Origin of the sequence: Roseovarius sp. W115 (assembly GCF_032842945.2) — a bacterium.
Classification (GTDB): domain Bacteria; phylum Pseudomonadota; class Alphaproteobacteria; order Rhodobacterales; family Rhodobacteraceae; genus Roseovarius; species Roseovarius rhodophyticola.
Window position 1 is genome coordinate 2,002,193 of the sequence record NZ_CP146606.1, and the last position, 23,497, is coordinate 2,025,689.

At 55.8% G+C, this 23,497-nt stretch carries 26 protein-coding genes, 1 tRNA gene and 1 pseudogene; 13 read left to right on the forward strand and 15 right to left on the reverse strand.

The window, feature by feature from the left end:
- Positions 1-66 precede the first annotated feature (66 nt).
- The 5 genes from RZS32_RS10085 to RZS32_RS10105 all read right to left on the reverse strand — a co-directional run bounded on the left by RZS32_RS10085 (position 67) and on the right by RZS32_RS10105 (position 3,739).
- A complete protein-coding gene (locus RZS32_RS10085; protein WP_317056852.1) occupies positions 67-834 on the reverse strand; it encodes a FadR/GntR family transcriptional regulator in 768 nt (255 codons plus the stop codon).
- Positions 835-905: 71 nt separating this feature from the next.
- On the reverse strand, positions 906-1,274 hold the full coding sequence (locus tag RZS32_RS10090) for a Lin0512 family protein (protein WP_317056853.1): 369 nt from the start codon (positions 1,272-1,274) through the stop codon (positions 906-908).
- Entirely contained in the window at positions 1,271-1,618 is a 348-nt protein-coding gene (locus RZS32_RS10095; protein WP_317056854.1) for a Lin0512 family protein, read from the reverse strand. The genes RZS32_RS10090 and RZS32_RS10095 overlap by 4 nt, the downstream gene beginning before the upstream one ends.
- A 63-nt stretch (positions 1,619-1,681) precedes the next feature.
- Positions 1,682-2,335, reverse strand: coding sequence for a hypothetical protein (locus tag RZS32_RS10100; protein WP_317056855.1), 654 nt, complete (start codon positions 2,333-2,335; stop codon positions 1,682-1,684).
- Positions 2,336-2,338: 3 nt separating this feature from the next.
- Positions 2,339-3,739: a selenium-binding protein SBP56-related protein gene (locus RZS32_RS10105; protein ID WP_317056856.1), complete on the reverse strand. Its 1,401-nt coding sequence runs from the start codon at positions 3,737-3,739 to the stop codon at positions 2,339-2,341.
- Positions 3,740-3,886: 147 nt separating this feature from the next.
- On the opposite strand from RZS32_RS10105, the gene RZS32_RS10110 reads away from it, so the two are divergent.
- A complete protein-coding gene (locus RZS32_RS10110) occupies positions 3,887-4,231 on the forward strand; it encodes a VOC family protein (RefSeq protein WP_317056857.1) in 345 nt (114 codons plus the stop codon).
- A 33-nt stretch (positions 4,232-4,264) separates the two neighbouring features.
- Here the strand turns inward: RZS32_RS10110 and RZS32_RS10115 are convergent.
- A tRNA-Lys gene (locus tag RZS32_RS10115) sits at positions 4,265-4,340 on the reverse strand.
- 107 nt (positions 4,341-4,447) lie between these two features.
- On the opposite strand from RZS32_RS10115, the gene dapF reads away from it, so the two are divergent.
- The 5 genes from dapF to RZS32_RS10140 all read left to right on the forward strand — a co-directional run bounded on the left by dapF (position 4,448) and on the right by RZS32_RS10140 (position 8,534).
- Positions 4,448-5,281: a diaminopimelate epimerase gene (gene dapF / locus RZS32_RS10120; protein ID WP_317056858.1), complete on the forward strand. Its 834-nt coding sequence runs from the start codon at positions 4,448-4,450 to the stop codon at positions 5,279-5,281.
- Positions 5,278-6,531, forward strand: coding sequence for a tRNA (N(6)-L-threonylcarbamoyladenosine(37)-C(2))-methylthiotransferase MtaB (gene mtaB, locus RZS32_RS10125; RefSeq protein ID WP_317056859.1), 1,254 nt, complete (start codon positions 5,278-5,280; stop codon positions 6,529-6,531). The genes dapF and mtaB overlap by 4 nt, the downstream gene beginning before the upstream one ends.
- A gap of 4 nt (positions 6,532-6,535) precedes the next feature.
- Entirely contained in the window at positions 6,536-7,177 is a 642-nt protein-coding gene (locus tag RZS32_RS10130) for a glutathione S-transferase (protein ID WP_317056860.1), read from the forward strand.
- 87 nt (positions 7,178-7,264) lie between these two features.
- On the forward strand, positions 7,265-7,882 hold the full coding sequence (locus RZS32_RS10135) for an FMN-binding negative transcriptional regulator (RefSeq protein WP_317056861.1): 618 nt from the start codon (positions 7,265-7,267) through the stop codon (positions 7,880-7,882).
- Between the two features lie 49 nt (positions 7,883-7,931).
- A complete protein-coding gene (locus tag RZS32_RS10140; protein ID WP_317056862.1) occupies positions 7,932-8,534 on the forward strand; it encodes a glutathione S-transferase family protein in 603 nt (200 codons plus the stop codon).
- 33 nt (positions 8,535-8,567) lie between these two features.
- Here the strand turns inward: RZS32_RS10140 and RZS32_RS10145 are convergent, their stop codons facing one another.
- Positions 8,568-9,257, reverse strand: a complete 690-nt coding sequence (locus RZS32_RS10145; protein WP_317056863.1) for an outer membrane beta-barrel protein — start codon at positions 9,255-9,257, stop codon at positions 8,568-8,570.
- Positions 9,258-9,488: 231 nt separating this feature from the next.
- Between RZS32_RS10145 and petA the strand changes: the two genes are divergently transcribed.
- Genes petA through RZS32_RS10160 form a run of 3 tightly spaced genes read left to right on the forward strand, consistent with a single transcriptional unit; the run spans position 9,489 to position 12,211 of the window.
- Positions 9,489-10,061: a ubiquinol-cytochrome c reductase iron-sulfur subunit gene (gene petA / locus RZS32_RS10150; protein WP_317056864.1), complete on the forward strand. Its 573-nt coding sequence runs from the start codon at positions 9,489-9,491 to the stop codon at positions 10,059-10,061.
- A 12-nt stretch (positions 10,062-10,073) separates the two neighbouring features.
- A complete protein-coding gene (gene petB, locus RZS32_RS10155) occupies positions 10,074-11,396 on the forward strand; it encodes a cytochrome b (RefSeq protein WP_317056865.1) in 1,323 nt (440 codons plus the stop codon).
- A 14-nt stretch (positions 11,397-11,410) separates the two neighbouring features.
- On the forward strand, positions 11,411-12,211 hold the full coding sequence (locus tag RZS32_RS10160; RefSeq protein ID WP_317056866.1) for a cytochrome c1: 801 nt from the start codon (positions 11,411-11,413) through the stop codon (positions 12,209-12,211).
- 72 nt (positions 12,212-12,283) lie between these two features.
- On the opposite strand, the gene RZS32_RS10165 is transcribed toward RZS32_RS10160, so the two are convergent.
- From RZS32_RS10165 to mutY, 6 genes and pseudogenes are all read right to left on the reverse strand, one after another.
- A complete protein-coding gene (locus tag RZS32_RS10165) occupies positions 12,284-12,988 on the reverse strand; it encodes a hypothetical protein (protein ID WP_317056867.1) in 705 nt (234 codons plus the stop codon).
- The gene (locus tag RZS32_RS10170) at positions 12,985-14,436 is read right to left on the reverse strand and encodes a PucC family protein (RefSeq protein ID WP_317056868.1); all 1,452 of its coding nucleotides are present in this window, start codon (positions 14,434-14,436) and stop codon (positions 12,985-12,987) included. The genes RZS32_RS10165 and RZS32_RS10170 overlap by 4 nt, the downstream gene beginning before the upstream one ends.
- A 110-nt stretch (positions 14,437-14,546) precedes the next feature.
- Positions 14,547-14,873, reverse strand: a complete 327-nt coding sequence (locus RZS32_RS10175) for a light-harvesting protein (RefSeq protein WP_317056869.1) — start codon at positions 14,871-14,873, stop codon at positions 14,547-14,549.
- Positions 14,874-14,885: 12 nt separating this feature from the next.
- A complete protein-coding gene (gene pufB / locus RZS32_RS10180; RefSeq protein ID WP_317056870.1) occupies positions 14,886-15,041 on the reverse strand; it encodes a light-harvesting antenna LH1, beta subunit in 156 nt (51 codons plus the stop codon).
- A gap of 397 nt (positions 15,042-15,438) precedes the next feature.
- Positions 15,439-16,574: pseudogene (locus tag RZS32_RS10185) on the reverse strand (alkane 1-monooxygenase).
- 38 nt (positions 16,575-16,612) lie between these two features.
- Positions 16,613-17,674: an A/G-specific adenine glycosylase gene (mutY, locus tag RZS32_RS10190; protein WP_317056872.1), complete on the reverse strand. Its 1,062-nt coding sequence runs from the start codon at positions 17,672-17,674 to the stop codon at positions 16,613-16,615.
- Positions 17,675-17,767: 93 nt separating this feature from the next.
- Between mutY and RZS32_RS10195 the strand changes: the two genes are divergently transcribed.
- From RZS32_RS10195 to RZS32_RS10205, 3 genes are read left to right on the forward strand one after another with little or no spacing between them, the layout of a single operon-like run.
- Positions 17,768-18,289 carry a DUF721 domain-containing protein gene (locus tag RZS32_RS10195; protein ID WP_317056873.1) on the forward strand — a complete coding sequence of 174 codons (522 nt, stop codon included), beginning with the start codon at positions 17,768-17,770 and terminating at the stop codon, positions 18,287-18,289.
- A gap of 10 nt (positions 18,290-18,299) precedes the next feature.
- A complete protein-coding gene (locus RZS32_RS10200) occupies positions 18,300-18,980 on the forward strand; it encodes a DsbA family protein (RefSeq protein WP_317056874.1) in 681 nt (226 codons plus the stop codon).
- Positions 18,980-20,101 (forward strand): CaiB/BaiF CoA transferase family protein, encoded by a 1,122-nt coding sequence (locus tag RZS32_RS10205; RefSeq protein WP_317056875.1) that lies wholly within the window; start codon positions 18,980-18,982, stop codon positions 20,099-20,101. The genes RZS32_RS10200 and RZS32_RS10205 overlap by 1 nt, the downstream gene beginning before the upstream one ends.
- On the opposite strand, the gene lpxK is transcribed toward RZS32_RS10205, so the two are convergent.
- Both lpxK and RZS32_RS10215 read right to left on the reverse strand, forming a co-directional pair.
- The gene (lpxK, locus tag RZS32_RS10210) at positions 20,098-21,090 is read right to left on the reverse strand and encodes a tetraacyldisaccharide 4'-kinase (RefSeq protein WP_317056876.1); all 993 of its coding nucleotides are present in this window, start codon (positions 21,088-21,090) and stop codon (positions 20,098-20,100) included. The genes RZS32_RS10205 and lpxK overlap by 4 nt on opposite strands.
- Entirely contained in the window at positions 21,090-22,310 is a 1,221-nt protein-coding gene (locus tag RZS32_RS10215; protein ID WP_317056877.1) for a 3-deoxy-D-manno-octulosonic acid transferase, read from the reverse strand. Before RZS32_RS10215 ends, lpxK begins: the two co-directional genes overlap by 1 nt.
- A gap of 229 nt (positions 22,311-22,539) precedes the next feature.
- On the opposite strand from RZS32_RS10215, the gene RZS32_RS10220 reads away from it, so the two are divergent.
- Entirely contained in the window at positions 22,540-23,277 is a 738-nt protein-coding gene (locus tag RZS32_RS10220) for a glutamine amidotransferase (RefSeq protein WP_317056878.1), read from the forward strand.
- Positions 23,278-23,497: the final 220 nt, after the last annotated feature.

A 23,497-nucleotide genomic window follows, 5' to 3' on the forward strand; every position in this document is an offset into this window, starting at 1 on the left:
ATTAGTATCTCACAGGAAAAAATTTTATCAAATGGTAAATTTTTGGCGAACAGTGAGCAGATGGACCTATTTCGATTGCTCGTGTTCAAGGCGCTGCTGAGCAATCGCTTCATTGGCATCGGATTTCCGCTGATTGGCCAGGCATGTCTCAACGTAGTTTAGATGCGCAATCACAGCCTCTCGCGCCTTACCCGGATCGCGGGACAGAAGGGCGGCGTTTATCTCACTGTGCTGATCCAAAAGGGTTTTGCGGCGGTTGCCCTGCTGGAACATGATCTTGCGATTGTAGAACACGCCGCCCTGCAAGAGCTGAAACATGGAACGCATCATGTGCAGCATGATCACATTGTGACTGGCCTCTAGAATGGCCATGTGAAAATCGGCATCAAGTTGGGCCTCGGTCTCCGGGTCGGAGCTGGCATGCGCCTTTTCCATCTTTGTGTGGATTGCATCGATGACTTTGAGATCCGTATCAGAGGCCAGCCGCGCGGCACGCTCTGCGGCCAACCCTTCCATATCGCGGCGAAAGGCGATGTAGTCGAACACAGCTTCATCGTGAGAGGCAAAAAGCCCAATGAGCGCGTCCGAAAAGGCATTTCCCAGAACGTCAGCGACATAGATGCCAGAGCCCGCTTTGCTGGTGAGTAGGCCTTTGTTCTGAAGTTCCGACACCGCTTCTCGCAGAGAGGGGCGCGACACACCCAGACGCTCGGCAAGCTCGCGCTCTGCCGGGAGCCGCTCTCCAGGGTGCAGAATGCCGCGCAGGATCAATTTCTCGATCTGCGAGGTCACAGCAGACGAGAGTTTTTCGGGGGTCACTTTTTTGAAAGGCATCACGCGCTCGATTAAACTGGTCAAAATATATGACCAGAAAGGCGACGCGGCAAGGTGGATGTGAAAGAAACCTATGCCGCAGGTTGGGACCAGTTTCCAGATTGATCAGGCAGGAATGCCTCAACCGCCGCTGTGGCGACAACAATCGTGTCCCCGGTTTCAGGGTTGATGATGTTTTGCCCACCAAAGACTGCCTGAACAGAGGCGCGTCCACGTGGGAGGTTTTGTACCAAGGCATCGGTGTCGATCTTGCCCGGTTCCTGGACGCCAATTGTGACCTGCACGCGCATTTCAGTGTGGCTTAACCCGGTTGTGGCGTACATCGGTATGGCCGAACGCCGAATGGCGCTTTCGATCGCTCGCGCCGCGGCCTTTTGGTAATCCATGCCATATTGGTCGTTGCCCATACCCATTTCGATGATGAACCGCTGGTCACTCATGATTTTGGCTCCAGCATCAGGCTGACATTGATGACTGCGTTGGCGATGACAGTTGGAAGGCCAACGGGTCGCGGCACATCCAACCCGCCCTTGACGGCTGTGACGCTGATCTGGCCGTAGGGAAAGACGTTGGAAAGTGTATCGCAGTCCACTTGGTCGGGCTGTTGCACAGCGATTTCCACATCGATGATCATCGCCTCCTTTGGCTTGCCAAAAAGCTCCGCCAGATTGATCGAGTTGCGCCAAAGCGCGTCTTGCAGAGCCCGGCGCGCCGCAGCGGTGTAATCCTGATGGCGCAGCGATGAGCCGATGCCAAACTCTGTTAGAAGGCGGTGCTTGGGCATGAAGCGAAGGTTCCCGATTTTAGCGCTGGCATTTGAGTATTTGGGGAACAGTGAAAGTGCAAGTCAGTGCTGAAAGATCAGCGCCAGAACACCCACAAAAATCAGGCTGAGCGCCCAAACAACATCAAGGTTGAACCAGGATTTTGATAGGAATTTCAGGCCCAGCCAATGATAGACACCCACGGCCAATGCACCGCCTGAGAGGATCATAGCAGCGGTGTGAATGAGGGCGACAAGGATGGCGATGGTGAGAGTGCCGCCGATAAGGGTTTCGGCGGCGACATGCCCGGCGTCAAGTTTACCACAGATGCCCAGGTAGATTGGAACAAGCATCAACCCCGCACCATGAGCCATGGCAACAAGGAATGACCAGAGTGTGAGACGCGAAGGCGGCACGCGCGCCAGAAACCTTGGATGGCGGCGGTTGATCAATAGGTAAACGCCAAGCGAGATAACAAGTATGGCTGCACCAATTTGAATTTCCCGCTGCCATTCGACCAACCACAGTAGCATAGAGAATGGAAAAAGGATGACGGCCATGGCTATCAGATGGCCTAGGGCCAGGGCCGCCAGGGCCTTGTAAAGGCTTGCGTATTTCTGCTCCATCAGGGCGGAAGAGACGGCCAGGGGCCATCCCATACCCGGATTGATCCCGTGGTAGATGCCAGAGGCAACAACGGCCCACCAAAGGGCCGCTGTCGTGTTCAGGTCCCCCACGTGTCAGACGGAGGGGTAACAGAAACTGTCGGTTGAGCAGTCGCCGCCTTCCAGCCTGATCTGGTGGCTGCGGTAGCCTTTGGGGAACTCGACATAGAAATCCTTGTCGAGCTCCAAGCCGCCGTTTTCACCGACATTCGCCATGACCATCTGGCCACCTTCGTCGTCGGGATAGAACTGATCATCCCATGTGGAATAGAGCGAGTTCGTCCAATAGACGCGTTTTCCATCGCGGCTGATTTCAACCATTTGTGGCCCATAAACAAAGTCTTTGCCGTTGGGATGCTTGGCACCCCGCGCGATGCCGCCAATTTCCACTTTGCCAGCGAGTTTGGGGTTCATCGGGTCCGAGACGTCATATTGGTGCATCTCACCTTGACCCCAGCACGCAACGTAGAGGAACCTGTCATCCAGGCTCAGGTCTATATCTGTGACCAACGGTGGCACAGCCTCGAAACCTTGTAGCAGAGGTGGAAGATTCTCCGCCTTCTCTGGGCGCGGGTCAATTGTGATGGTCTTCTTGGCTTCAAAGGTTCCATCTTCGTTGCGCCACCAGGTGAAGATTGTGCCCTGTAGATTGGTGGTGTCGACCACCACGCCGCAAAAGCCGTACTCCTTGGCCGGGTCATGTGCGGGCCTAATTTCCAGCGCCATCTGGTGGTTTTCGCCCAGGTCAATGGACTGCACATTTTTGCGGGCGCGCAGGTCCCAGAAATGGATGGTATGGCCATATTTGTTTGACAGCAGGTCTTCGGCAACGATGCCATTTTCAAACTGTGGTGGCAGACCCCATTCTGAACTGACCATGTAGTCCCGTGGCAGGTTCCACCAGAAATCATAGTGCTTATCCTGGATACCACGATCCATTTCATAGCGACCGAGAATCTCAAATGTCTCGCAATCCATAATGAAGATACCCGGGGGGCCATCTGTGCCGTCTTCTCCTCCTCCACCAAGGGTCGAGACATAGATACCTTCGGGGCCGCAATGGATCGTGTGCGGCCGCGAGTAGCCAGTTTTTTCAAAGACCTCTTCGGGTTCAATAATCTTGTGGATTTTGGCTTTCAGGGGCTCTTTGACATCAATCACATAGATCCGTGACGACCGTATGCCGGGGATGATCAGATACCGACGTTCCAGGAATGCGTGCCCTGTGAGTGGTGACAAAGCAGAGGAGCAAGCATTCCAGCCAAAGTGATGAAATTCATCGCCCTTGTTGGGCATGATGACCTGATGGACGATCTGGCTATAGGTTTGGGACTTCGGGTCCACATCAACGACGGCCAAGCCATCGGGCTGAGACCCATCCGGGCTCAGCATCAATGTAAACGCCAAGGTTTCGGCCGGAGCGTCCATTGCCATTTTGGCGGTTGGATAGAAAGTCGGATCTGGTCTTAGATTCATGGTTTCCTCCCTTATGGACGCGGATTCTTGTTCTCGTTTCTCGTCCAAATACAGGAAAAGGGTCTCACAGAATCAAATGTCAGACAATTAAAATTTTTCACCACACATTGCTGGTCTGTTAGCCTGGTCTCGTGAGAGGGAGGTCGCATGAAATTTTCTCAACCCGTCCCGGCCTTACCGGTCCATAGCGTTGTTCAGGCGCAGCAATACTATCGTGACAAACTTGGCTGCGAGATCGCCTGGCACCACGAAGAGGGCCGCATCGGGGCTGTGTCACATGGCGAATGTGTCATCTTCTTCCGGGAAGTGGAGGGGCTGATTACCCCATGCATTCACTGGGTTTTTGTGGTCGACGTGGATGGTGCTTTTGATGAACTCTCAGAGCTTGGCGCACATATAGTGGAGCCTCCCGAAGACAAACCCTGGGGTCTGCGGCAATTCACGATCCAGGATCTGTGCGGCCACGTTTATCACTTTCACTGTGATGTCTAATCTGGAGAAAGTTTTCTAAATCACTGTTTTCAGTGGTGAGCCGTGCAGGATTCGAACCTGCGACCCACTGATTAAAAGTCAGTTGCTCTACCAACTGAGCTAACGGCCCACTAGGCGGCCTATCTAGAAAGCAGTGAACGGGCGGTCAACCCCTTATCGCGTTGATTCTGCTGCTGTGGCTGGATTCGTCGCAGCTTGACCTTTATATGCCCGATCATGAGCACAGTCTCTCACTCTGGACTGCCCTTTATGAAGATGCATGGGCTGGGCAACGACTTTGTCGTTGTCGATGCACGTGCGCGCAGTGTGGCGATCACTGCAGGACTGGCGCGGGCCTTGGGCAACCGTCACACCGGCATTGGCTTTGACCAGCTGGCTATCATTGAGCCGGGCAGGGGTGATGCGCATCTTCGGTTCTGGAATTCCGATGGGTCGATGTCGGCGGCTTGCGGGAATGCCACGCGGTGCATCGCGCGGTTTTTGATGGATGAAACCGGCAAGGATCATGTGCACCTGACCACGGAGCGCGGCGATCTGTATGCGACCGATGCCGGCGGCGGTTTGACCTCCGTGAACATGGGGGCGCCGCAACTAGAGTGGCAGGACATTCCGCTGGCCGAGGCTATGGACACGCTGGAGTTGCCAATCGAAGGAACGCCGACAGCGACTGGAATGGGCAACCCGCATTGTACGTTCTTTGTTGACGATGCCGAGGCAGTGCCGCTTGAAACATTTGGTCCGCGCTATGAGCATCATCCGCTCTATCCAGAACACACCAATGTGCAGGTCGTGAGTGTTGTTGCCCCTGATCATTTGCGTATGCGCGTTTGGGAACGGGGCGTTGGCGTGACCTTGGCGTCTGGGTCTTCTTCCTGTGCCGTGGCTGTTGCCGCAGCACGCAAGGGGTTGACTGGGCGCGAGGTGGAGATCGATCTCGATGGTGGCCGGATGCGGGTTGCCTGGCGAGATGACGGTGTTTGGATGACTGGGGCGACTGCGCATGTCTGTGACGGGGTGATTGCACAGGACTTTGTCGAGGCCGCGGGATGAACGCGCCCAAGTTTACCACATTGGGATGTCGGCTGAATGCCTATGAGACAGAGGCGATGAAGGACCTCGCCGGACAGGTGGGGCTTGAGAATGCCGTGGTGGTAAACACTTGTGCCGTGACGGCAGAGGCCGTGCGCAAGGCGCGGCAAGAAATCCGCAAGCTGCGGCGGGAAAACCCTTCGGCGCGGTTGATCGTAACCGGTTGCGCCGCGCAGACCGAGCCTACTACCTTCTCTGCCATGCAAGAGGTGGACGCCGTAATCGGCAACACCGAGAAGATGGCGTCTGCGACATGGAAAGGTCTGGCTGCGGATTTCATTGGTGAGACAGAGGCCGTGCAGGTCGACGATATTATGTCTGTCACCGAGACCGCGGGGCACCTGATCGACGGATTTGGCACCCGAAGTCGTGCTTATGTGCAGGTGCAAAACGGCTGCGATCATCGCTGTACCTTCTGCATCATCCCCTATGGGCGCGGCAATTCGCGGTCGGTGCCTGCCGGTGTGGTGGTGGATCAGATCAAGCGATTGGTGGATCGTGGATACAACGAAGTTGTTCTCACAGGGGTGGATCTCACAAGTTGGGGTGCTGATCTTCCAAAGACGCCGAAGCTGGGCGATCTGGTGATGCGTATCCTCAAGCTGGTCCCTGATCTGCCGCGCTTGCGAATTTCGAGCATCGATTCCATTGAGGTGGACGAGAACCTGATGCAGGCCATCGCGACTGAGCCGCGCCTGATGCCACATTTGCATCTTAGTTTGCAACATGGCGATGACCTGATCCTCAAGCGTATGAAGCGGCGGCATTTGCGGGAAGATGCCATTCGTTTTTCCGAAGAGGCGCGAAGTTTACGTCCGGATATGACCTTTGGAGCGGACATCATTGCCGGGTTTCCAACTGAGACCGAGGCGGCGTTTGAAAACTCCTTGAAACTTGTCGAGGATTGCCACCTGACCTGGTTGCATGTGTTTCCCTACTCACCGCGTCCTGGCACCCCTGCGGCGCGGATGCCTCAGGTGGATGGCCAGGCCATCAAATCGCGCGCGGCGCGCTTGCGGCAGGCGGGTGAGGCGCGTGTCACCCGGCACCTGGCTGAGCAGCAAGGGCTCATTCATCGGGTTTTGCTGGAAAATCCCCGCATGGGCCGAACCGAGCAATTTACCGAAGTTATGTTTAACTCCGACCAACCTGAAGGTCAGATTGTGACAGCAAAAATTACCGGTACAGACGGTCAAAAACTGGTTGCCTGATCCCATGCCTTTGCCCGTCTTTTGGTCGTTTCGCCGTTGTCCTTATGCCATGCGGGCGCGTTTGGCGCTCTGTGTCGCAGAACAACAGGTCGAGCTGCGAGAGATATTGCTCAGAGACAAGCCACAGGCTTTTCGCGCGGCGTCCCCATCCGCCACTGTGCCATGTCTGGAGACCGGCGACGAGGTGATCGACGAAAGCCTGGACATCATGCGCTGGGCTTTGGCGCAGAATGACCCGCAAGGATGGCTTGATATGCCAGAGGAGGGTGAGGCGCTGATCCAGTTATGTGATGGCCCGTTCAAAACGGCCTTGGATCGTTACAAATACGCGACCCGTTTTCCAGATCATGACCCAATAACAGAACGCGCCATGGCAAGCGCCTTCTTGCAAGACCTTGAAGCGCGACTGACCGAGTCCGAGGCCTTGTTTGGAAGGACCAGAACGCTGGCCGATATGGCCATCCTGCCATTTGTTCGCCAGTTTGCGCATGTGGACCTGGTGTGGTTTCAATCGCAGCCTTGGCCAAATGTCATTTCATGGCTTGAGGGTTTCAAAGCCTCAGAGCTTTTTGGCAAGGCCATGCACAAGTTCCCAGTGTGGGACATGCAGGCAGATCCGGTTGCGTTTCCAAGTATCGAGACTTGACGACTTAAGACTGGTCTTATCGAGTGCGTTTTTTGGCCCTAGGTTTTTCTATCGTCAGCCTCGAGCGTTGTTCGAAAGGAGCCAGCCATGCATCCCAACCTCGCCTTTCGCCAAACGCCGCAGGAGCGCAACATCGCCTTTGCCCGTGAGCAAGGGTTTGGGATTTTGGCTGTGGGCACCGAGGCGGCACCACTCATGAGCCATATTCCGTTTCTTTTATCCGAAGACGGTAAAATCGCGGAATTTCACCTTGTCCGCTCAAATCCCATCGCGCGTCGTATGTCGGATCCGATGCAAGCCAGTCTGGCGATCAGCGGCCCGCATTCTTACGTGTCGCCCGATTGGTATGAGGTCGAGGATCAAGTGCCTACATGGAATTACATCGCTGTGCACCTTGTTGGAGAGATTGAACGACGCCCTCAGGAGGAAATGCACAATCTGCTAGACCGGCAATCCGCTCATTTTGAAGATCAGCTTCTGCCCAAGCCACCTTGGCTCACGGCAAAGATGACGCCTGATGTGCTCACGAAAATGATGCGCCAGATTGTGCCGTGCCGAATGCGAGTCAGCGAAATCCATGGAACATGGAAGCTCAATCAAAACAAAGCTGACGAGGTGCGCCTGCGTGCGGCAGATCAGTTAGAACATGCTGACATGGGCGTTCAAACAAATGTGCTTGCCCGACATATGCGGGATCTTCCCTAGACATTGACCGCACCCAATCGCACCTTGCGTAAAACGGAGAACTATCGCCATGCAACTCATATCCGCTCAACCTTCGCCCTTTGGGCGCAAAGTAAAAGTCATGTTGATCGAAACGGATCAGGCGGACGCCGTGGAGCGCGTTGACGTCATGACAACGCCCGTTGCAACCGATCCGAAAGTGGCTGCTGCAAATCCGGTGGGCAAAATTCCGGCTTTGGTACGTGAGGATGGTCCGACACTTTATGACAGTCGTGTGATTTGTCGCTATCTTGATGCACGTGCGAACGCAGGGCTTTATCCAGAGGCGCGGATTTGGGACACCTTGACGCTCGAAGCGACGGCGGATGGGATCATGGATGCTGCGGTTCTTATGGTCTACGAGCATCGAGTGCGACCCGAGTCCCTCGTTTTTGAAGGCTGGATTGAAGCCCAGTGGGCTAAAGTTATTCGCAGCGTGAATGCGGTGAATGATCGTTGGATGAGCCACCTGCATGGCCCGTTTGACGCCAGCCATATCGCAATGGGATGTGCCTTGGCCTATCTTGATTTCCGCCTGGGCGATCGCGACTGGCGCACCCGAAACAAGGACCTCACGGATTGGTTTTCTGTCTTCGAAAAACGCGACAGTATGACAGAAACGGCCCCGGAATAGGGGCCGTCAAAGCATAAGAGTAGTTTAGCCGTTTCAGAAGCTGTAACTGATGCCGACGTTAACCGCGTGGGTCAGGAGTTCAGTATCCAGTTCTCCATCCGGCTGGCCTAAAACAGCGGGGTCTGCTTCAATTGTGATGTCATTATCTGACCAGGTAAATTGGTACTCGGTGAAAATGGCCCAACGGTCATTGAAATCGTATTTGATACCAGCAATTCCGCGCACAGCCGGACCTGTGACTTCGAAACCGAACGTCCGGTTGGTTGATCCGGATACGATGGCATCGACATGTGGAACTGCAATACCGATCCCGCCGCCAACATAGGGGGTGAATCGTCCATTGTTGAACGCTCCGGGCCAGCGTTTCATGATGTTTGCAGTAAAAATATTGTGGCCATCAGACAGCTCAAAGCGGTCAAGTCCAATCGCTGCGGCTTGGGCATCCGGTGCGATGGCCTTTGTGTGTGTGCCCTCAATCCCGAAACCAATCCCGTTATCCTGCCACCACATGGCACGACCACCATAATAAATGGGCGCGTCGAAAGGATTACCCTCCCAGTCAATATCTGCGTCGAATGCTGTGCCGTCCGGCAAAGCGCCACTGGCATTACTGCCGCGCACGCTTTGTGTTCCGAGATATAGGCTTAGTTCGAATTCTGCGGCCGTGGCAGGTGGTGTCAATATGACAAGGGCGATGAGTGCTGCTTTGATGGATTTCAGCATGTCTGGTGCCTTTTTTATCGGGTTATTCTCTCGGATATTTCAGGGGTCGTTTACACCTCAGCATATGACCCGGCAAGCGCGACACATGCGCACCCTGATCAATTCTGCTTCATTGTGTACTGGACGCCTCAATCGTGGGCCGTTAAACACCCTCTCGATCCCGCCAAGGAGTCGTCCTTTGGCGGGTAAATAGGTTTCGCCGGTTCCGGCTCAGAAATATGGAGGATCGTCGTGTCCCACGCAGAAGACCACGAAGGCACGCGTAGAGACTTTCTCTACTATGCCACCGCAGGAACAGGGGCCGTTGCGGCCGGTGCCGCGGTTTGGCCCCTTGTTCACCAGATGAACCCATCCGCGGATGTGCAGGCTCTGAGCTCGATCCGGGTTGATATCTCAGGCATTGAAGAAGGCACGCAATTGACCGTGAAGTGGTTAGGAAAACCAGTGTTCATTCGTCGCCGTACGCCTGAAGAAATCGAGGATGCACGCGCCGTAGATCTGGCAACATTGCCAGACAATGACGCCCGCAGCTTTCAAGCCCAAGGTGCGGATGGCGCGGACGAAAATCGTTCCATGGACGAAGCGGGCGAATGGCTTGTGATGATGGGTGTGTGCACACATCTGGGGTGTGTTCCACTCGGCAACGCTGGTGAGTTTTCACTGGACGGTGTCGGCGGCTGGTTTTGCCCTTGCCACGGATCGCACTACGATACGTCAGGACGGATCCGAAAAGGCCCTGCACCAGAGAACCTTCCGGTGCCACAGGCCGAATTCGTCGATGAAACAACCGTAAAACTGGGATAAGGAATAACGACCATGGGTGGAATTCCTCACGACCATTACGAACCGAAGGCAGGCTGGGAAAAAGGTCTGGCCAAGCGGTTGCCGATTGTCGGCCTGCTTTACGACACGCTGATGATCCCGACGCCGAAGAACCTCAACTGGATGTGGATCTGGGGCATCGTTCTGACCTTCTGTCTGGCGCTGCAAATCATCACAGGTATCGTTCTGGTGATGCACTACACGCCACACGTTGATCATGCTTTCGCGTCGATTGAGCACATCATGCGCAACGTGAACGGCGGGCATATGCTGCGCTATCTGCACATGAACGGCGCATCGCTCTTCTTCTTTGCCGTTTATATCCATATTTTCCGCGGTCTCTACTACGGGTCTTATAAAGCCCCACGTGAGATTACATGGATCATCGGTATGCTAATCTATCTGATGATGATGGGCACAGCCTTCATGGGCTATGTGCTACCATGGGGGCAAATGTCCTTCTGGGGTGCGACTGTGATCACCGGTCTGTTTGGTGCGATCCCGTTCGTTGGCGAGCCGATCCAAACATGGTTGCTGGGTGGACCTGCGGTGGATAACGCTACGCTGAACCGCTTCTTCTCGCTGCACTATCTACTGCCTTTCGTGATTGCTGCTCTGGTGGCGCTTCACATCTGGGCCTTCCACACAACGGGTAACAACAACCCAACAGGGGTTGAAGTGCGCCGTGGCTCGAAAGCAGAAGCCGAGAAAGACACAGTGCCGTTTTGGCCCTACTTCGTGATCAAGGACCTTTTCGCATTAGCCGTGATCCTTGTGGTGTTCTTTGCGATTGTCGGCTTTATGCCCAACTATCTGGGACACCCCGACAACTACATCGAAGCCAACGCTCTGGCGACGCCTGCGCATATCGTTCCTGAATGGTACTTCCTGCCGTTCTACGCCATTTTGCGGGCCTTCACCTCAGAAGTGTGGATCGTGCAACTGGCATCATTCGTGACCGGTGGCATCATCGACGCCAAGTTCTTTGGCGTGCTCGCGATGTTTGGTGCGATTGCGGTTATGGCGCTGGCACCTTGGTTGGACACGTCCATGGTCCGCTCAGGCCGGTACCGCCCCATGTTCAAGTGGTGGTTCTGGCTTCTGGTGATCGACTTCATCGTGCTGATGTGGTTGGGCGCACGTCCCGCAGAGGAGCCTTATGCAACCTACTCATTGATCGCGTCGGCCTACTGGTTCGCGTATTTCCTCGTGATCCTTCCGCTTTTGGGCGTGATCGAGAAACCATTGGCGCAACCGGACACGATTGAAGATGACTTCAACGCCCATTACGGCAAATCTGCCGAGCCGGCGGAATGAGAAAGGATCAGGCTATGATTAAGACACTCGCAATAAGCGCTGTCGCCGCTCTGGGCCTTTCTGCCGGAGCCGCCTTCGCCGCAGGCGGCGAAGGGGAGGTGAAGGACGTCGACTTTTCGTTCGAAGGTCCGTTTGGCAAATTTGACCAAGCACAGCTGCAACGTGGCCTTCAAGTCTACACAGAGATTTGTGCGGGCTGTCACGGACTGCAATACGTGCCGCTCCGGACGCTGGGTGACGAAGGCGGTCCGCATTTTTCAGAAGATGAAGTGCGTGCCTATTCTGAACAGTTCGAAGTTTGGGATCCAGAGCTGCTGGATGGCGAGGGCGATTTTCGTTCGGCTGTCCCCACAGATCATTTCCCAAAGTCGGCTATTCGGACCGCACCTGATCTGAGCCTTATGGCCAAGGCGCGCGCTGGTTTCCATGGGCCTGAAGGCACAGGCATCAACCAGCTTGTCAAAGGTATGGGTGGTCCTGAATATATCTACTCGATCCTCACCAGCTACACAGGCGAGGAAAAGGAAGAAGCAGGCACCATCTTTTACGAAAACAAGGCCTTCCCTGGAGGCTGGATCGCGATGGCCCCGCCTCTCTATGGTGAAGACGTCGAGTTTGCCGATGGTCACGAGAATGACTTGAGCCACATCTCCAAGGACGTGGCGGCCTTCCTGACCTGGACTGCGGAACCCAAGCTCATGGCCCGCAAGCAAGCGGGCCTGACAGCTGTGATCTTTCTGACGGTTTTGTCTGTTCTGCTGTATCTTACGAACAAGCGGATCTGGGCGCCGATTAAAGGTAAGAAAAACAGCTAAGCCTGGCTACAAACCAAAACAAAAACCCCCGCTGAAATTCAGCGGGGGTTTTCATTTGAACGCGTGTTGGGCTTAGGGGCGCGTCATTACCGCTGGGAAACCCAGGGCCCGTGACAGAGGCAGAGACCCGCCCGGGATCACCGAAAGACGGCGCTCCTTGGTGGATAGAAGTTTCTGCGGCCAGAACATCCGGGACATGTGCTTGCCCCCGCGGATGGCTGAACGTGCCTCGCGGTTCTTTTTCAGGAGTGGCATCGGCCAGAAGAAACGGGACATATAGCGCCCGCCGCTGATCGCGGAAGTGCGCGGGCGGTGCTTGAGCAGTAGCTTGGGGCCAACTCCGTGTGACACCGGGCCGCCTGATGGAATGCGGCGGTTGTGCACGCGTGTCGTCAGGAAATGCGGGTGCGAGTCCATAATGCTAGGCGCGCGGCTTGGCTTGTCTGGAACATGCGTTTCCTCGGTCACATCGCCCAAATCAATTGGATTGTTCCGGTCCATCACATTGCGCGTAAGTTTGGCCGCGCCCAAAGGACGGTAGGTGGCATGCACAACCACAGCTGCCTTGCCGCTGCCGATATGCTTGGCATAAGCTTTTGCCGCATTTGCCGCGACGCTGTAGCCGCTTATGCGGGTGGCGAGGTCTTTCTCACCTTCGCCTGCTTTGGCTGTCACAACGCGCACGGCACGCTGTGGTACTCCTTCAAAACGAAGCCGGTCGGCCACGCCCTGCGCGAGTTTTTCGCTTTCGAATAAACGGCTGATGACCTGTGTCATGATACCTCCACCGATTTCTGGTCTGTCCCCGCCACAGACCGCGCACCTGCGGCCCGAGAACGAGAGTCTTTTATGCCAAGCCCCAGAGGGACCGCCACCATGACGGCCAGTGTGAGCATGACGATTTCAATCATGAATACTAAATTGTAGGGCGCATGCGCCGCAATTCCAGCCGGACCTGAAGCGCTCAGCATCACATCGCGGACAATTCCGGCCAAAGCGACGGCAATTCCTGCGCATGTGGCTTGCACGGCCCCCCATGTGCCAAGGGCCATGCCGATCTGCCCTTTGGGTGCAGCGCGCATAGTTGCAGTGAGCGTTGCATGTCCAAAAAGACCTGCGCCCAAACCTGTTAGGAACGTGCCCACGAGGAACATCAATATTCCGCCGCCCAGCGACGATAGGATAATAGCTGCGAAGCCCGGAATGCCAATCAGCGCGCCTGTACGGCCCAACCTTATTGGCGATGCGCCCTGGCCCAGAACATGAGAGGCATATCCAAAGCCCAAGAGCGTGCCACCAGCCAGCAGCGCGGTGAGTTTCGTGGTCTGTGCTACGCTGAGGCCCAGCGCCTGACCGCCATAAGGCTCAAGCAGAACATCCGCCATGCCATAGCCAAATGTGCCCAGACCGATCACGAGAAGCAGACGTTTCATTGTGGGACGTTTGATAAGATTGCGCATCGCAACTTCAAACTTTTCAGGACGCGCCTCAAGCATCTGCGCCGCACGAACCCGGTCGCGCGCCTCTTGTTTCCACATGGCGAACATGTTGAGTGATACTGTTGTCACCGCACAGCCCTGAATAACCTGGATAAGGCGCCCCGGCGTATAATTCTCCAGCAGGGCTCCAAAGATGAGCGCGCTGCCCACCATGCCAAAGAGCAGCATGACATACATCAGCCCTACGACTTTTGGCTGATCTTCATCCTCTACGAGATCTGTGGCCAGTGCCAGACCTACGGTTTGCACCATGTGCAGGCCCGCTCCGACGAGCAAAAACGCCAAAGCCGCAGAGCCAATGCCAATCCAGCGTGGAGCATCCACAGCCTCGCCATACCCTGACAGCACCAAGAGCGCGAAGGGCATGATGGCAAAGCCGCCAAATTGATAGAGCGTGCCCTTCCAAATGTAGGGGGCACGGCGAAGACCCAATGCAGAGACATGTGTGTCAGATTTGTATCCGATCAGCGTGCGCAATGGAGCGAATAGAAGCGGTAAGGCCAACATGATCGCGACGATCGAGGCCGGAACCGCCAGTTCGACAATCATCACGCGGTTCAGCGTGCCCACCAAAAGGACAAGCGCCATACCGACCGTGACCTGAAAAAGCGAAAGGCGGAGCAAACGCGACAAAGGCACCTCGTCGGTCGCCACATCTGCGAAAGGCAGATACTTTGGCCCGATTGACGCCAGTTTGCGTAACGCAAAGCTCCGATAGTTGAACATCGAGTTTCGGCACCGGGGAATCCCGGCGCAGTCCTGAATGTGGGTGCGGCGGAACCCGTCAACCGCCGTTTTGCGAAAGGCCCGAGACGTCTGGCGTCCGGCCCCCTAGCTTATTGTGTTACAGATGCCAGAACGTCTGGCTTCTGAATGATCGCCGTTGCGACCGATCCGTCCGGCATGACAAGTGTCACTTCGGTCTGACCATCCGCGCGCGGTGTCACATAGCTTACCTTGGCTGTGTCAAGCTGCTCGCTCTGTTCAAGAGCTGCCGACTGATCGCCTGTGCCCATCGGAACACCCTGGAGGAAATCATCCACCCATGAGGTATTGCTCAGAACAGCGACGTGTACGGCAAAAGAGCCTACCGCAACAGCACCAAGGAAAATCGGTACGCCCACATTCGGGGATACCACGAGCCACATCTTAGCATTGTTCATGTCAGCTCCTCCTTAGCCCAGCCACGGTGTGGACACGGCCACGAGAATATGCGCCAAAAGCGCGATTACGCCGAAGACGCGCGTACCATCAATAAGATAGCTATGCACTTCCTCCGCTTCACGTAGGGTCAGGCCTGTTGGCCAGACTTTATCAGGATCATCGGACATTTCCGTCTCCTTCTTCTTGGTCCTGCACAGTGATCTCCGCCAGCCCGAATGGACAAGCCAAACATCACTGCAGGCCAGCGTTGCAGGCACGCCAACCTGAATCAAAGGTGTCACATTAATTGGACGAAAACAAATGTAAATTTTAATTTACACATTTACGAGATGAACTAGGAAACCGGCCAGCTCAGCCAAATGGCGTGTCAGAGTGTCGCAACCTGACTGTTATTGCAGGTAAAACCAGCGTCATTTGAGAAAACACAGCCTGGTGTTTGCGCGTTGCAATTCGGCAAGGGGTTGGTTTTGAGACCGGGCTTTTTGTCAGGTTTGGTCGGTGCACATTCAAATTTTGAGAGAAAGCAGGCTATGCGATTCTCTTTCAGCATTACTCGGCTGTTGTCTAACGCGGACTAGGGTTTTGTGCCGTGTTGTAGGCGGACCAGTCGGTGATCTCCGGATAGTACATGTTCCGCCAACGCCGCACGCGTGGGTTCATCACTTTGCGCCACAACGGCGGCACCATAGCCGCTATGGTCATAACCGGATACCCATAGGGCAGTTGTGGAGCCTCATCTTCCGAATAGGTCTGCAACAGTGGAAAGCGCCGGTTCGGTTTGTAGTGATGGTCAGAATGGCGTTGCAAGTTAATGAGAAGCCAGTTTGAAGCTTTTTGCGCCGAATTCCAGCTGTGCTGTGGTTTGACGTGCTCATACTTGCCATCGCCCAGATGTTTGCGTGTCAATCCGTAGTGTTCGACGTAATTCACAAGCTCAAGCTGCCAGATTGCCACGACCGCCTGCCAGATGAAAAGCATTACACCAACCCACCCCCGATCAGCGCTGCGAGCACAAGCGCATAGGCTTGCAGGGACCAGTAGAACCAGAATGGGTTGGAGAAGTCATACCAAGGCTTATCACGGCGGCCGAGCATCGCGGCCTCGGCGCGAAAGGCGGACTTGAAACAATTCACCAGTACGCGCGGAAAAAACCGATGAAATCCCTCATTGTAGCGTGCTGTGACCGGATCGCGGGGTGTGCCGACATAGCGGTGATGGACCAAAAGGTGCTCAGACCGGAAATGGGAATAGAGCACCATCGCGAGCAGTGTGTCTGCGAAGAAACGTTCTGACTTGTTCTTTTGATGCATGAGCTCATGCGAGAAATTGATGCCGACTGTCCCAGAGACGACACCCATACCAAAGAACAAAAGAATTGTTTCGAAAGGCGACAACTGCGCATCCCCCGGTCCCGTCGCATACCAGATCATCCAGAAGAGCAGGCAGAACTGAATGGGAGCCCAGATCACAGTGACGGCTGTGTAGAGGCGGACATGTCGGTCGCGGGTTTCGGGATCCAGGTTTTCAAGTTCCAGCCCAAGGACTGCATCAAGCGCTGCAAAGAAGTACCAGGTGACAACCGGCAAGAGCAAAAGCGTCCAGCCGCCATGCATTGCGCTGAAAACGGCCAGCGGGACCAATGCCAGTGACATCCAAAACGGCAGGACCCGCTGCCAACGACCAATATTCTGAGCGGACATGCTGATGCTGTCTCCGAGGTTTCTCAAAAGTGAAACGATTAGTTTAGATTTTGCAGTTTTTCTTTCGCCAAGTCAAAAACCTTCCGCATGACGGTGGGTAATTCCGTGGGTTTAAAGTCCTCTTTGGGTATGAATTCCCCAATTTCAGGCTGGGTTGAGGCCGGAACGACGGCGACTTCGACATCCAGACGCAAATGGAAATGGGTGAAGGTGTGCCGAGCTTCCGCGCTGAGTTTTTGCCATGGCGCCTCAAGGGGCGGCGCGGGCACGGGTGTTTCGGACCATTCGCTTCCGGGCCAGCCAAGCATGCCACCGAGCAGACCTTTGTCCGGTCTACGTTCCAAAAGCCAGGCACCATCTGCGCGCCGCACAACATAGGCCGTGCCACGGCGCGTTGGTTTGGGTTTCTTGGGGGTCTTGGCGGGCAACTCCGCTTGAATGCCCAGTTTGCGCGCGGCACAAGCCGTCATCCAGGGGCAAATGCCACAGGCGGGCGAGCGGGGCGTACAAACCGTTGCCCCGAGGTCCATGACGGCTTGAGCATAGTCACCTGGACGGGTCACGGGTGTTAGTTTGGCTGCGCGCTCTTTGATCTCTGGTTTCGCGGCGGGCAGTGGCGTGCGAATGGCAAACATCCGCGCTATGACCCGCTCGACATTCCCGTCAACCACAACTTCGGGCGCATCAAAGGCGATCGCGGAAATCGCCGCAGAAGTGTAAGGGCCGACACCCGGCAGTTTTTGCAGGGACTCGGCGGTTTCGGGAAATCGCCCGCCATAGTTTTCAGCCACCACGCGCGCGCATTTCAGAAGGTTCCGCGCTCGCGCGTAATATCCTAGCCCGGCCCATTCACCCATCACTTGGGCATCTTCGGCTGAGGCCAGGGCTGTCACGCTGGGCCAAAGCGACGTGAACCTCTCGTAGTAGCTTTTTACGGCGGCCACCGTGGTCTGCTGCAGCATGATCTCGCTGAGCCACACGCGATAGGCATCAGGACAAACACCCGCCGCACGATCAGACGGAGACACGCGCCAAGGCAGGTCGCGGGCATGTCTGTCATACCAATCAAGCAAGGTATTCGACATTTCCAATTCACGCATCTGTTACTCCGCGTTATCCTGCCGTAAGAGGCTTTGCATTTGTGTCACCCGTCACATGCCTTACATTAGAATGAATTGCAGGGGAGAACAGCCATGCCCACGCGTGAGGGCACAACATACGGCTTCAAAAGAAGTGGCGCGTTGCTGGGGTCGCAGATCCGTAAAGGATCGGAAAGCCGTGGGTTTGCTGTGTCCCGTGTCGTAACCCACTGGCCCGAGATCGCGGGTGAAGAAGTCGCTGCGTTCTCGCGCCCTGTGAAGGTGAGTTATACGCGCGGTGGGTTTGGTGCCACGTTAACGGTTCTGACGACGGGTGCGCAGGCTCCGATACTGGAAATGCAAAAAGAGGCGCTTCGGGATCGGGTGAATGCCACTTATGGCTACAATGCCATTTCGCGGATTCACATCACCCAGACAGCCCCTGTAGGATTTTCCGAAGGGCAAGTGGATTTTGAGCATCGTCCAAGGGGCGAGACGGCCACGCCCGAACCGGATACGCAAACACAAGCGGAAGCGGCCGACCTTTCCGACCCTGTGGCAGACAATGACCTGCGTGCGGCCCTTGAAAAACTGGGTCAGAACGTGCTTACGAAATCAAAAATTTCCAAACCTTAAAGGTGACTGAATGAGAAATGTTGTACTCTCCGGGGTGATTGCCCTAGCCATTGCTGCGCTGGGAGCTTGGTGGATGACCTCAAGCGCCGGGACGAACAATCAGGCCACGGCGAATTTGCTGGGGGCCGCACATGCGCAAGACGCAGATGCCGAGATTGACCTCTCTCTTGTCGAGGAAATGATCCTGGGCGCAGAGGATGCGCCGGTCACGATTGTGGAATACGCATCTTTTACATGCCCGCATTGCGCGTCGTTCCACGCAAGCCAGTTCAAAGAGCTCAAGTCTGAGTTTATTGACACCGGTAAGGTGAAATTCGTCTACCGTGACGTTTACTTTGACCGTTTCGGTCTTTGGGCCGCCATGGTCGCGCGTTGTGGCGGGACCGAGCGCTTTTTTGGCATAACCGACATGATCTATGAACAACAGCGAGATTGGATCGGCTCGGGTCAAGATCCCGTGGCGATCACCAATAATCTGCGCCGCATCGGCAAAGTTGCGGGCTTGAGCGATGATCAGCTTGACGCCTGCCTCTCGGATGCCGACAAGGCACAGGCGCTTGTGGCGGTTTATCAGCAAAATTCAGAAGCTGATGCAGTAGAGTCAACGCCTACGCTGATCATCAATGGCGAAAAGCATGGCAATATGTCCTATGCCGATCTCAAAGGCATCATCGAAGGCCAATTGCCGTAATGAAGCCTGCGCCTCTTGCCGGGCTGAAAGTCGTCGAGTTGGCACGAATTCTGGCCGGTCCCTGGGCTGGCCAGACGCTTGCTGATCTGGGCGCTGAGGTTGTCAAAGTCGAAAGCCCCGCAGGCGATGACACGCGCCAGTGGGGTCCGCCGTTCATCGAGCGTGAAGGTGACCGGTCGGCGGCCTATTACCATTCGTGCAACCGCGGCAAACAGAGCATCACAGTGGATTTCCGAACTGATGAAGGACAGGCAAGGGTCAAGGATCTTGTGCGCGAGGCTGATATCGTTCTGGAAAACTTCAAGGTTGGAGGGCTGGCGAAATACAGGCTGGACTATGAAAGCCTGTCCGCCATCAATTCCAAGCTGATCTACTGTTCGATCACCGGTTTTGGTCAGGACGGCCCCTATGCTCATCGCGCGGGCTACGACTACATCATTCAGGGCATGTCCGGCATCATGTCCGTCACTGGCGACCCCGAGGCGCAGCCGATCAAGGTGGGCGTGGCGATTGCCGATCTCTTTACCGGCGTCTATGCCACCACGGCTATTCTGTCAGCACTGCATCAACGACATTCCACGGGCAAGGGTCAGCACATCGATATGGCGCTTTTGGACGTGGCGCTGGCAGTGACGGCCAATCAGGCGATGAACTACCTTGCAACGGGTACGCCTCCTGGACGTTTGGGCAATTTTCACCCCAATCTGTCACCTTACCAAGTGTTTGACTGCGCCGATGGGCATCTGATCATCGCGGTGGGCAATGACAGTCAGTATGTGAAGTTTTGTTCGCTTTTGGGCTGTCCTGAACTGGCTGAACATCCTGACTATGTCACCAATGCCGGGCGTGTCACACATCGCTACACATTAACGGACGCGCTCACGGAGCATACACAAAAACGCACCAAAGCAGAGCTGTTGGAAGCCTGCGAGGCACAAGGTGTGCCTGCGGGGCCAATCAACGATTTGGCCGAAGTCCTTGATGACCCGCAGATCAAGGCACGGGGGATGCAGATTGACCTCGACGGCGTGCCGGGACTGCGTACGCCGATCAAGTTTTCCGATGCTGATCTAGCCTTGCACCGGCCTTCACCAAAACTTGGCGAGGACGACCCAGGCTAAAGCCCTAACTTTGCCAGCAAAGCATCAACAGGTTTCCAGTCCTCCAGTTCAAGGCGAACCGGCAGAGTTAAGACCTTGGTGCGAAACTCCGCCGGAAGGCGCACGGCGTCTTTCTCGGTTGTCACAAGCTGTGCGCCGAGAAGGGATGCCTCATTTTCGAGCCGTGTCATCAAGGCGGGTGTTAGTGGCTGATGATCTTCCAACGCTTCGCTGCGCACGAGTTCGACACCCAGCCAGCGCAGGGTTGCAAAGAATTTCTCCGGATGCCCGATGCCAGCGAAGGCCAATGCCCGCGTCCCGGACCAGTCCATGCCGGTCTGTAAAGGTTCCAAGTGACCGCGGCAGCGCGGAAGGGTGATCCTAGCGCCCCAACCTTGGTTAAACTGCACCTGTGCCGCCTTGGGGCCGATGCTTAGCACTAAATCGGCGCGGTCAAGCCCGGCCTCAACGGGTTCGCGCAGCGGCCCGGCGGGCAGACACATCCCATTACCAAACCCTTTGACCGCATCAACAACAATGATCGATAGATCGCGTGCGACAGACGGATTCTGATGCCCGTCATCCATGAGGATGACATCAGGGTCTGATCCGGCGGCTGCTTTCGCGGCGGCTGCCCGATCTTTAGCAACCCATACACGCGTAAACGCCGCGATGAGCAAAGGTTCATCGCCGACTTCGCCCGCGCTATGTTTGCGCTCGTCGACTTCGATGGGTCCGGCCAAACTGCCGCCATGACCGCGCGAGATTACCGCCACTGTGTGACCCCGGGATTGCAAGTGCTGCACCAAGGCAATCACTGTGGGCGTCTTGCCCGTTCCTCCGGCGTTTATATTGCCAATGCAGATCAACGGCATGGGGGCTTTGTAATCGGCTTTTTGGGTCAAGCGCCGTGCGGTCGCAGCTCCGTAAATCCAGCCCAGAGGTGCAAGCATGCGCGCGCGGATCCCCGGGCGTGCCGGTGGGCGATCCCAGAACGACAGGCTCCGCATCACTCTGCCCCGACCCGATCCAGCAGATCGTGAATTTTGTCCGCAATCTTGTCGATCAATGCCGCACTTCGCGATGCCACGTCCCAAGCAGCATGGGCCATGGCCGCCGATTGATCCGGTGGAATGAGACGCTTGACGGCTGTGGCGAGCGTCTCAGCATCTCGCACAATCCGTGCGCCGCCCGCTTCTGCAAACCGGGCATAAGCTTCGAGATGATCCTCGATATGAGGTCCATAAAGGATCGCACTTCCGTGTGCTGCCGGTTGATTGGGGTCAGATCCCGGCGCCTTGCTGTCAAGAGATTGACCCATGAAACTGATCGGAGCGAGGCGATACCACAGACCCATTTCCCCGCCCGTATCAGCCAGAACAACCTGCGTTGTTTCTTCTGGGAATTCACCGGACGACCACTCGATAAACCTCAACCCGCTTTCTTCGAGGGATGCCTTGTATGCCGCCGTTTCTTCCAAATTTGCGGGCACAACAATGAGCATGGCGCGGTGTGACAGTTTGGTGATTTCACGATGCGCTTTCAGAACTGTCTCAAATTCACTATGCGCGCTTTCCGCAGCGAGCCAAACGGGTCGCCCCAGCATGACCGAAGCAAGTTCCTCTCGGTCGCTTTCATTGTATGGCAGGGCGACCGATCCATCCAGAAACGGGCCGCTCACAGACATGTTCCTGTTCCAGACGCCGATACGTTTGAGATAAAGACTGGTTGGCTCGTCGCGGGTCATAACGAAGTCAAACGATTTCAAAATCGAACGTGGCAAGTCGGGAAACCAGCGCCATGCCGTGCGGGCCAGCAGAGGTTCTGCTGCATCCACAAGGCCCATAGGAACTTGCGCTTCTGCGGCTTGGTTGAGAATGGCCGGTTTCAAATCGCCGCCGGTCCAGAGCGCAAGATCGGGGCGCCAATGCGTCATAAATGTCTCTGCCGAAGCGACCGTATCATCGGGAAGAACTTCTACAATAACCTGATCGGCAAATGGCACATCAATTGCTCCAATCCCTTGGGCTTTCGTCAATAGAAGGGTCAGGTCCGGGCGTAGCGCTATGATCCGTTCGTGAAGCTCCACCAAAGCGCTGGCATGCGCAGGCTCAACCGCATGGGCCCAGACCAAAGTCCCCTTGGGGCGCTGCGTCTGGGGCTTGTAGCTCGCACCGGTACCGCCACGCGCATAGGCCAGATATGCCGATAGGCTTAGCGAACGCGCCATGAACAGGGTGCTCCAATTCGGGTTTGGTGAAGCCGTGGTTTGCTTTCGATTTTGGCCTGGGCAAAAAGGTGTCGATAGCAGAATGCAGACACGGGTGTTATCCGATATTTCATCTTGGTAAATCTGCGCGCAGCCTATTGCTTTGCAGGATCGCGTCAAGAGAACTCACCGGCTTGACCTATCTGGAAATTCGCGCCAACCAGAGCGAACGTCAAACGGAGCGGTATAAATGTCCAAGCCTTTTCTCGTACTGCAGCTGCGCCCTGAGACCGAAGCCTCGGACGATGAGTTTTCGGCGATCATGTCCAAGGGCGGTTTGACCGAGGATCGGTTGAAACGCATACGGCTGGATCAGGAGAACCTGCCAGAGGGTTTGTCCCTTGACCAGATTGCAGGTGTGATTGTCGGTGGTGGACCCGGGTGCGTGAGTGACAGACCAGAGGAGAAATCCGAGGTCGAAGCGCGGATTGAAGCGCAGGTTATGTCGTTGATGCCGCAGATCACCGAGCGTGATTTCCCATTCCTTGGATGCTGCTATGGCATTGGAATCCTTGGACAACATCTAGGGGGCGATGTGAGCAAACGCGCCTATGGCGAGCCGGTGGGCACGTCCGCCTGTGAAGTCACGGCAGAGGGTAAGGACGACGCGCTTCTGGATGGTGTGCCGACGGCGTTTGATGCATTCGTGGGCCACAAGGAGGCGCTGCAAAGCCTGCCGGACGGGTGCACACATCTGGTGCGCTCCGAGGTCTGCCCCTACCAGATGGTGCGCCATGGAAAGAATGTCTATGCAACGCAGTTCCATCCGGAGGCGGACGCACCGGGGTTTGAAACACGGATCAACATTTACAAGACTCGGGGATATTTCGCCCCGGAGGCCGCCGAAGACATCATTGCCATGTGCCGCGCGGCGGACGTGTTTGCGCCGGAGATGGTCTTGCGGAATTTTGTCCGGCGTTACGGCTGACGCGGCTCAAAGGGTAACACCCTTAAAAACAAGGATTCCGAACGTCGGTATTGCGTCGGTGCGAGGTCGGTAGAGCCGTCAGCTTAATGCGCCGCGCATCGCGCAACCCCACAAGATGTGGTCTTTGTTAACGATGGGTTAAGTTCCGGCCTCAGAGGCCTCGCGGGCGCTGTTTGACCCATACGACGTGAGGAAGAAGCATTTGGGGTGTGTCTTGAAA

Bases quoted from the DNA above. Each gene is read 5' to 3' on its own strand.
- RZS32_RS10085 (WP_317056852.1), bottom strand. From the start codon at position 834: ATGCCTTTCAAAAAAGTGACCCCCGAAAAACTCTCGTCTGCTGTGACC.
- RZS32_RS10090 (WP_317056853.1), bottom strand. From the start codon at position 1,274: ATGAGTGACCAGCGGTTCATCATCGAAATGGGTATGGGCAACGACCAA.
- RZS32_RS10095 (WP_317056854.1), bottom strand. From the start codon at position 1,618: ATGCCCAAGCACCGCCTTCTAACAGAGTTTGGCATCGGCTCATCGCTG.
- RZS32_RS10105 (WP_317056856.1), bottom strand. From the start codon at position 3,739: ATGAATCTAAGACCAGATCCGACTTTCTATCCAACCGCCAAAATGGCA.
- RZS32_RS10110 (WP_317056857.1), top strand. From the start codon at position 3,887: ATGAAATTTTCTCAACCCGTCCCGGCCTTACCGGTCCATAGCGTTGTT.
- dapF (WP_317056858.1), top strand. From the start codon at position 4,448: ATGAGCACAGTCTCTCACTCTGGACTGCCCTTTATGAAGATGCATGGG.
- mtaB (WP_317056859.1), top strand. From the start codon at position 5,278: ATGAACGCGCCCAAGTTTACCACATTGGGATGTCGGCTGAATGCCTAT.
- RZS32_RS10130 (WP_317056860.1), top strand. From the start codon at position 6,536: ATGCCTTTGCCCGTCTTTTGGTCGTTTCGCCGTTGTCCTTATGCCATG.
- RZS32_RS10135 (WP_317056861.1), top strand. From the start codon at position 7,265: ATGCATCCCAACCTCGCCTTTCGCCAAACGCCGCAGGAGCGCAACATC.
- RZS32_RS10140 (WP_317056862.1), top strand. From the start codon at position 7,932: ATGCAACTCATATCCGCTCAACCTTCGCCCTTTGGGCGCAAAGTAAAA.
- RZS32_RS10145 (WP_317056863.1), bottom strand. From the start codon at position 9,257: ATGCTGAAATCCATCAAAGCAGCACTCATCGCCCTTGTCATATTGACA.
- petB (WP_317056865.1), top strand. From the start codon at position 10,074: ATGGGTGGAATTCCTCACGACCATTACGAACCGAAGGCAGGCTGGGAA.
- RZS32_RS10160 (WP_317056866.1), top strand. From the start codon at position 11,411: ATGATTAAGACACTCGCAATAAGCGCTGTCGCCGCTCTGGGCCTTTCT.
- RZS32_RS10165 (WP_317056867.1), bottom strand. From the start codon at position 12,988: ATGACACAGGTCATCAGCCGTTTATTCGAAAGCGAAAAACTCGCGCAG.
- RZS32_RS10170 (WP_317056868.1), bottom strand. From the start codon at position 14,436: ATGTTCAACTATCGGAGCTTTGCGTTACGCAAACTGGCGTCAATCGGG.
- RZS32_RS10175 (WP_317056869.1), bottom strand. From the start codon at position 14,873: ATGAACAATGCTAAGATGTGGCTCGTGGTATCCCCGAATGTGGGCGTA.
- pufB (WP_317056870.1), bottom strand. From the start codon at position 15,041: ATGTCCGATGATCCTGATAAAGTCTGGCCAACAGGCCTGACCCTACGT.
- mutY (WP_317056872.1), bottom strand. From the start codon at position 17,674: ATGCGTGAATTGGAAATGTCGAATACCTTGCTTGATTGGTATGACAGA.
- RZS32_RS10195 (WP_317056873.1), top strand. From the start codon at position 17,768: ATGCCCACGCGTGAGGGCACAACATACGGCTTCAAAAGAAGTGGCGCG.
- RZS32_RS10200 (WP_317056874.1), top strand. From the start codon at position 18,300: ATGAGAAATGTTGTACTCTCCGGGGTGATTGCCCTAGCCATTGCTGCG.
- RZS32_RS10205 (WP_317056875.1), top strand. From the start codon at position 18,980: ATGAAGCCTGCGCCTCTTGCCGGGCTGAAAGTCGTCGAGTTGGCACGA.
- lpxK (WP_317056876.1), bottom strand. From the start codon at position 21,090: ATGCGGAGCCTGTCGTTCTGGGATCGCCCACCGGCACGCCCGGGGATC.
- RZS32_RS10215 (WP_317056877.1), bottom strand. From the start codon at position 22,310: ATGGCGCGTTCGCTAAGCCTATCGGCATATCTGGCCTATGCGCGTGGC.
- RZS32_RS10220 (WP_317056878.1), top strand. From the start codon at position 22,540: ATGTCCAAGCCTTTTCTCGTACTGCAGCTGCGCCCTGAGACCGAAGCC.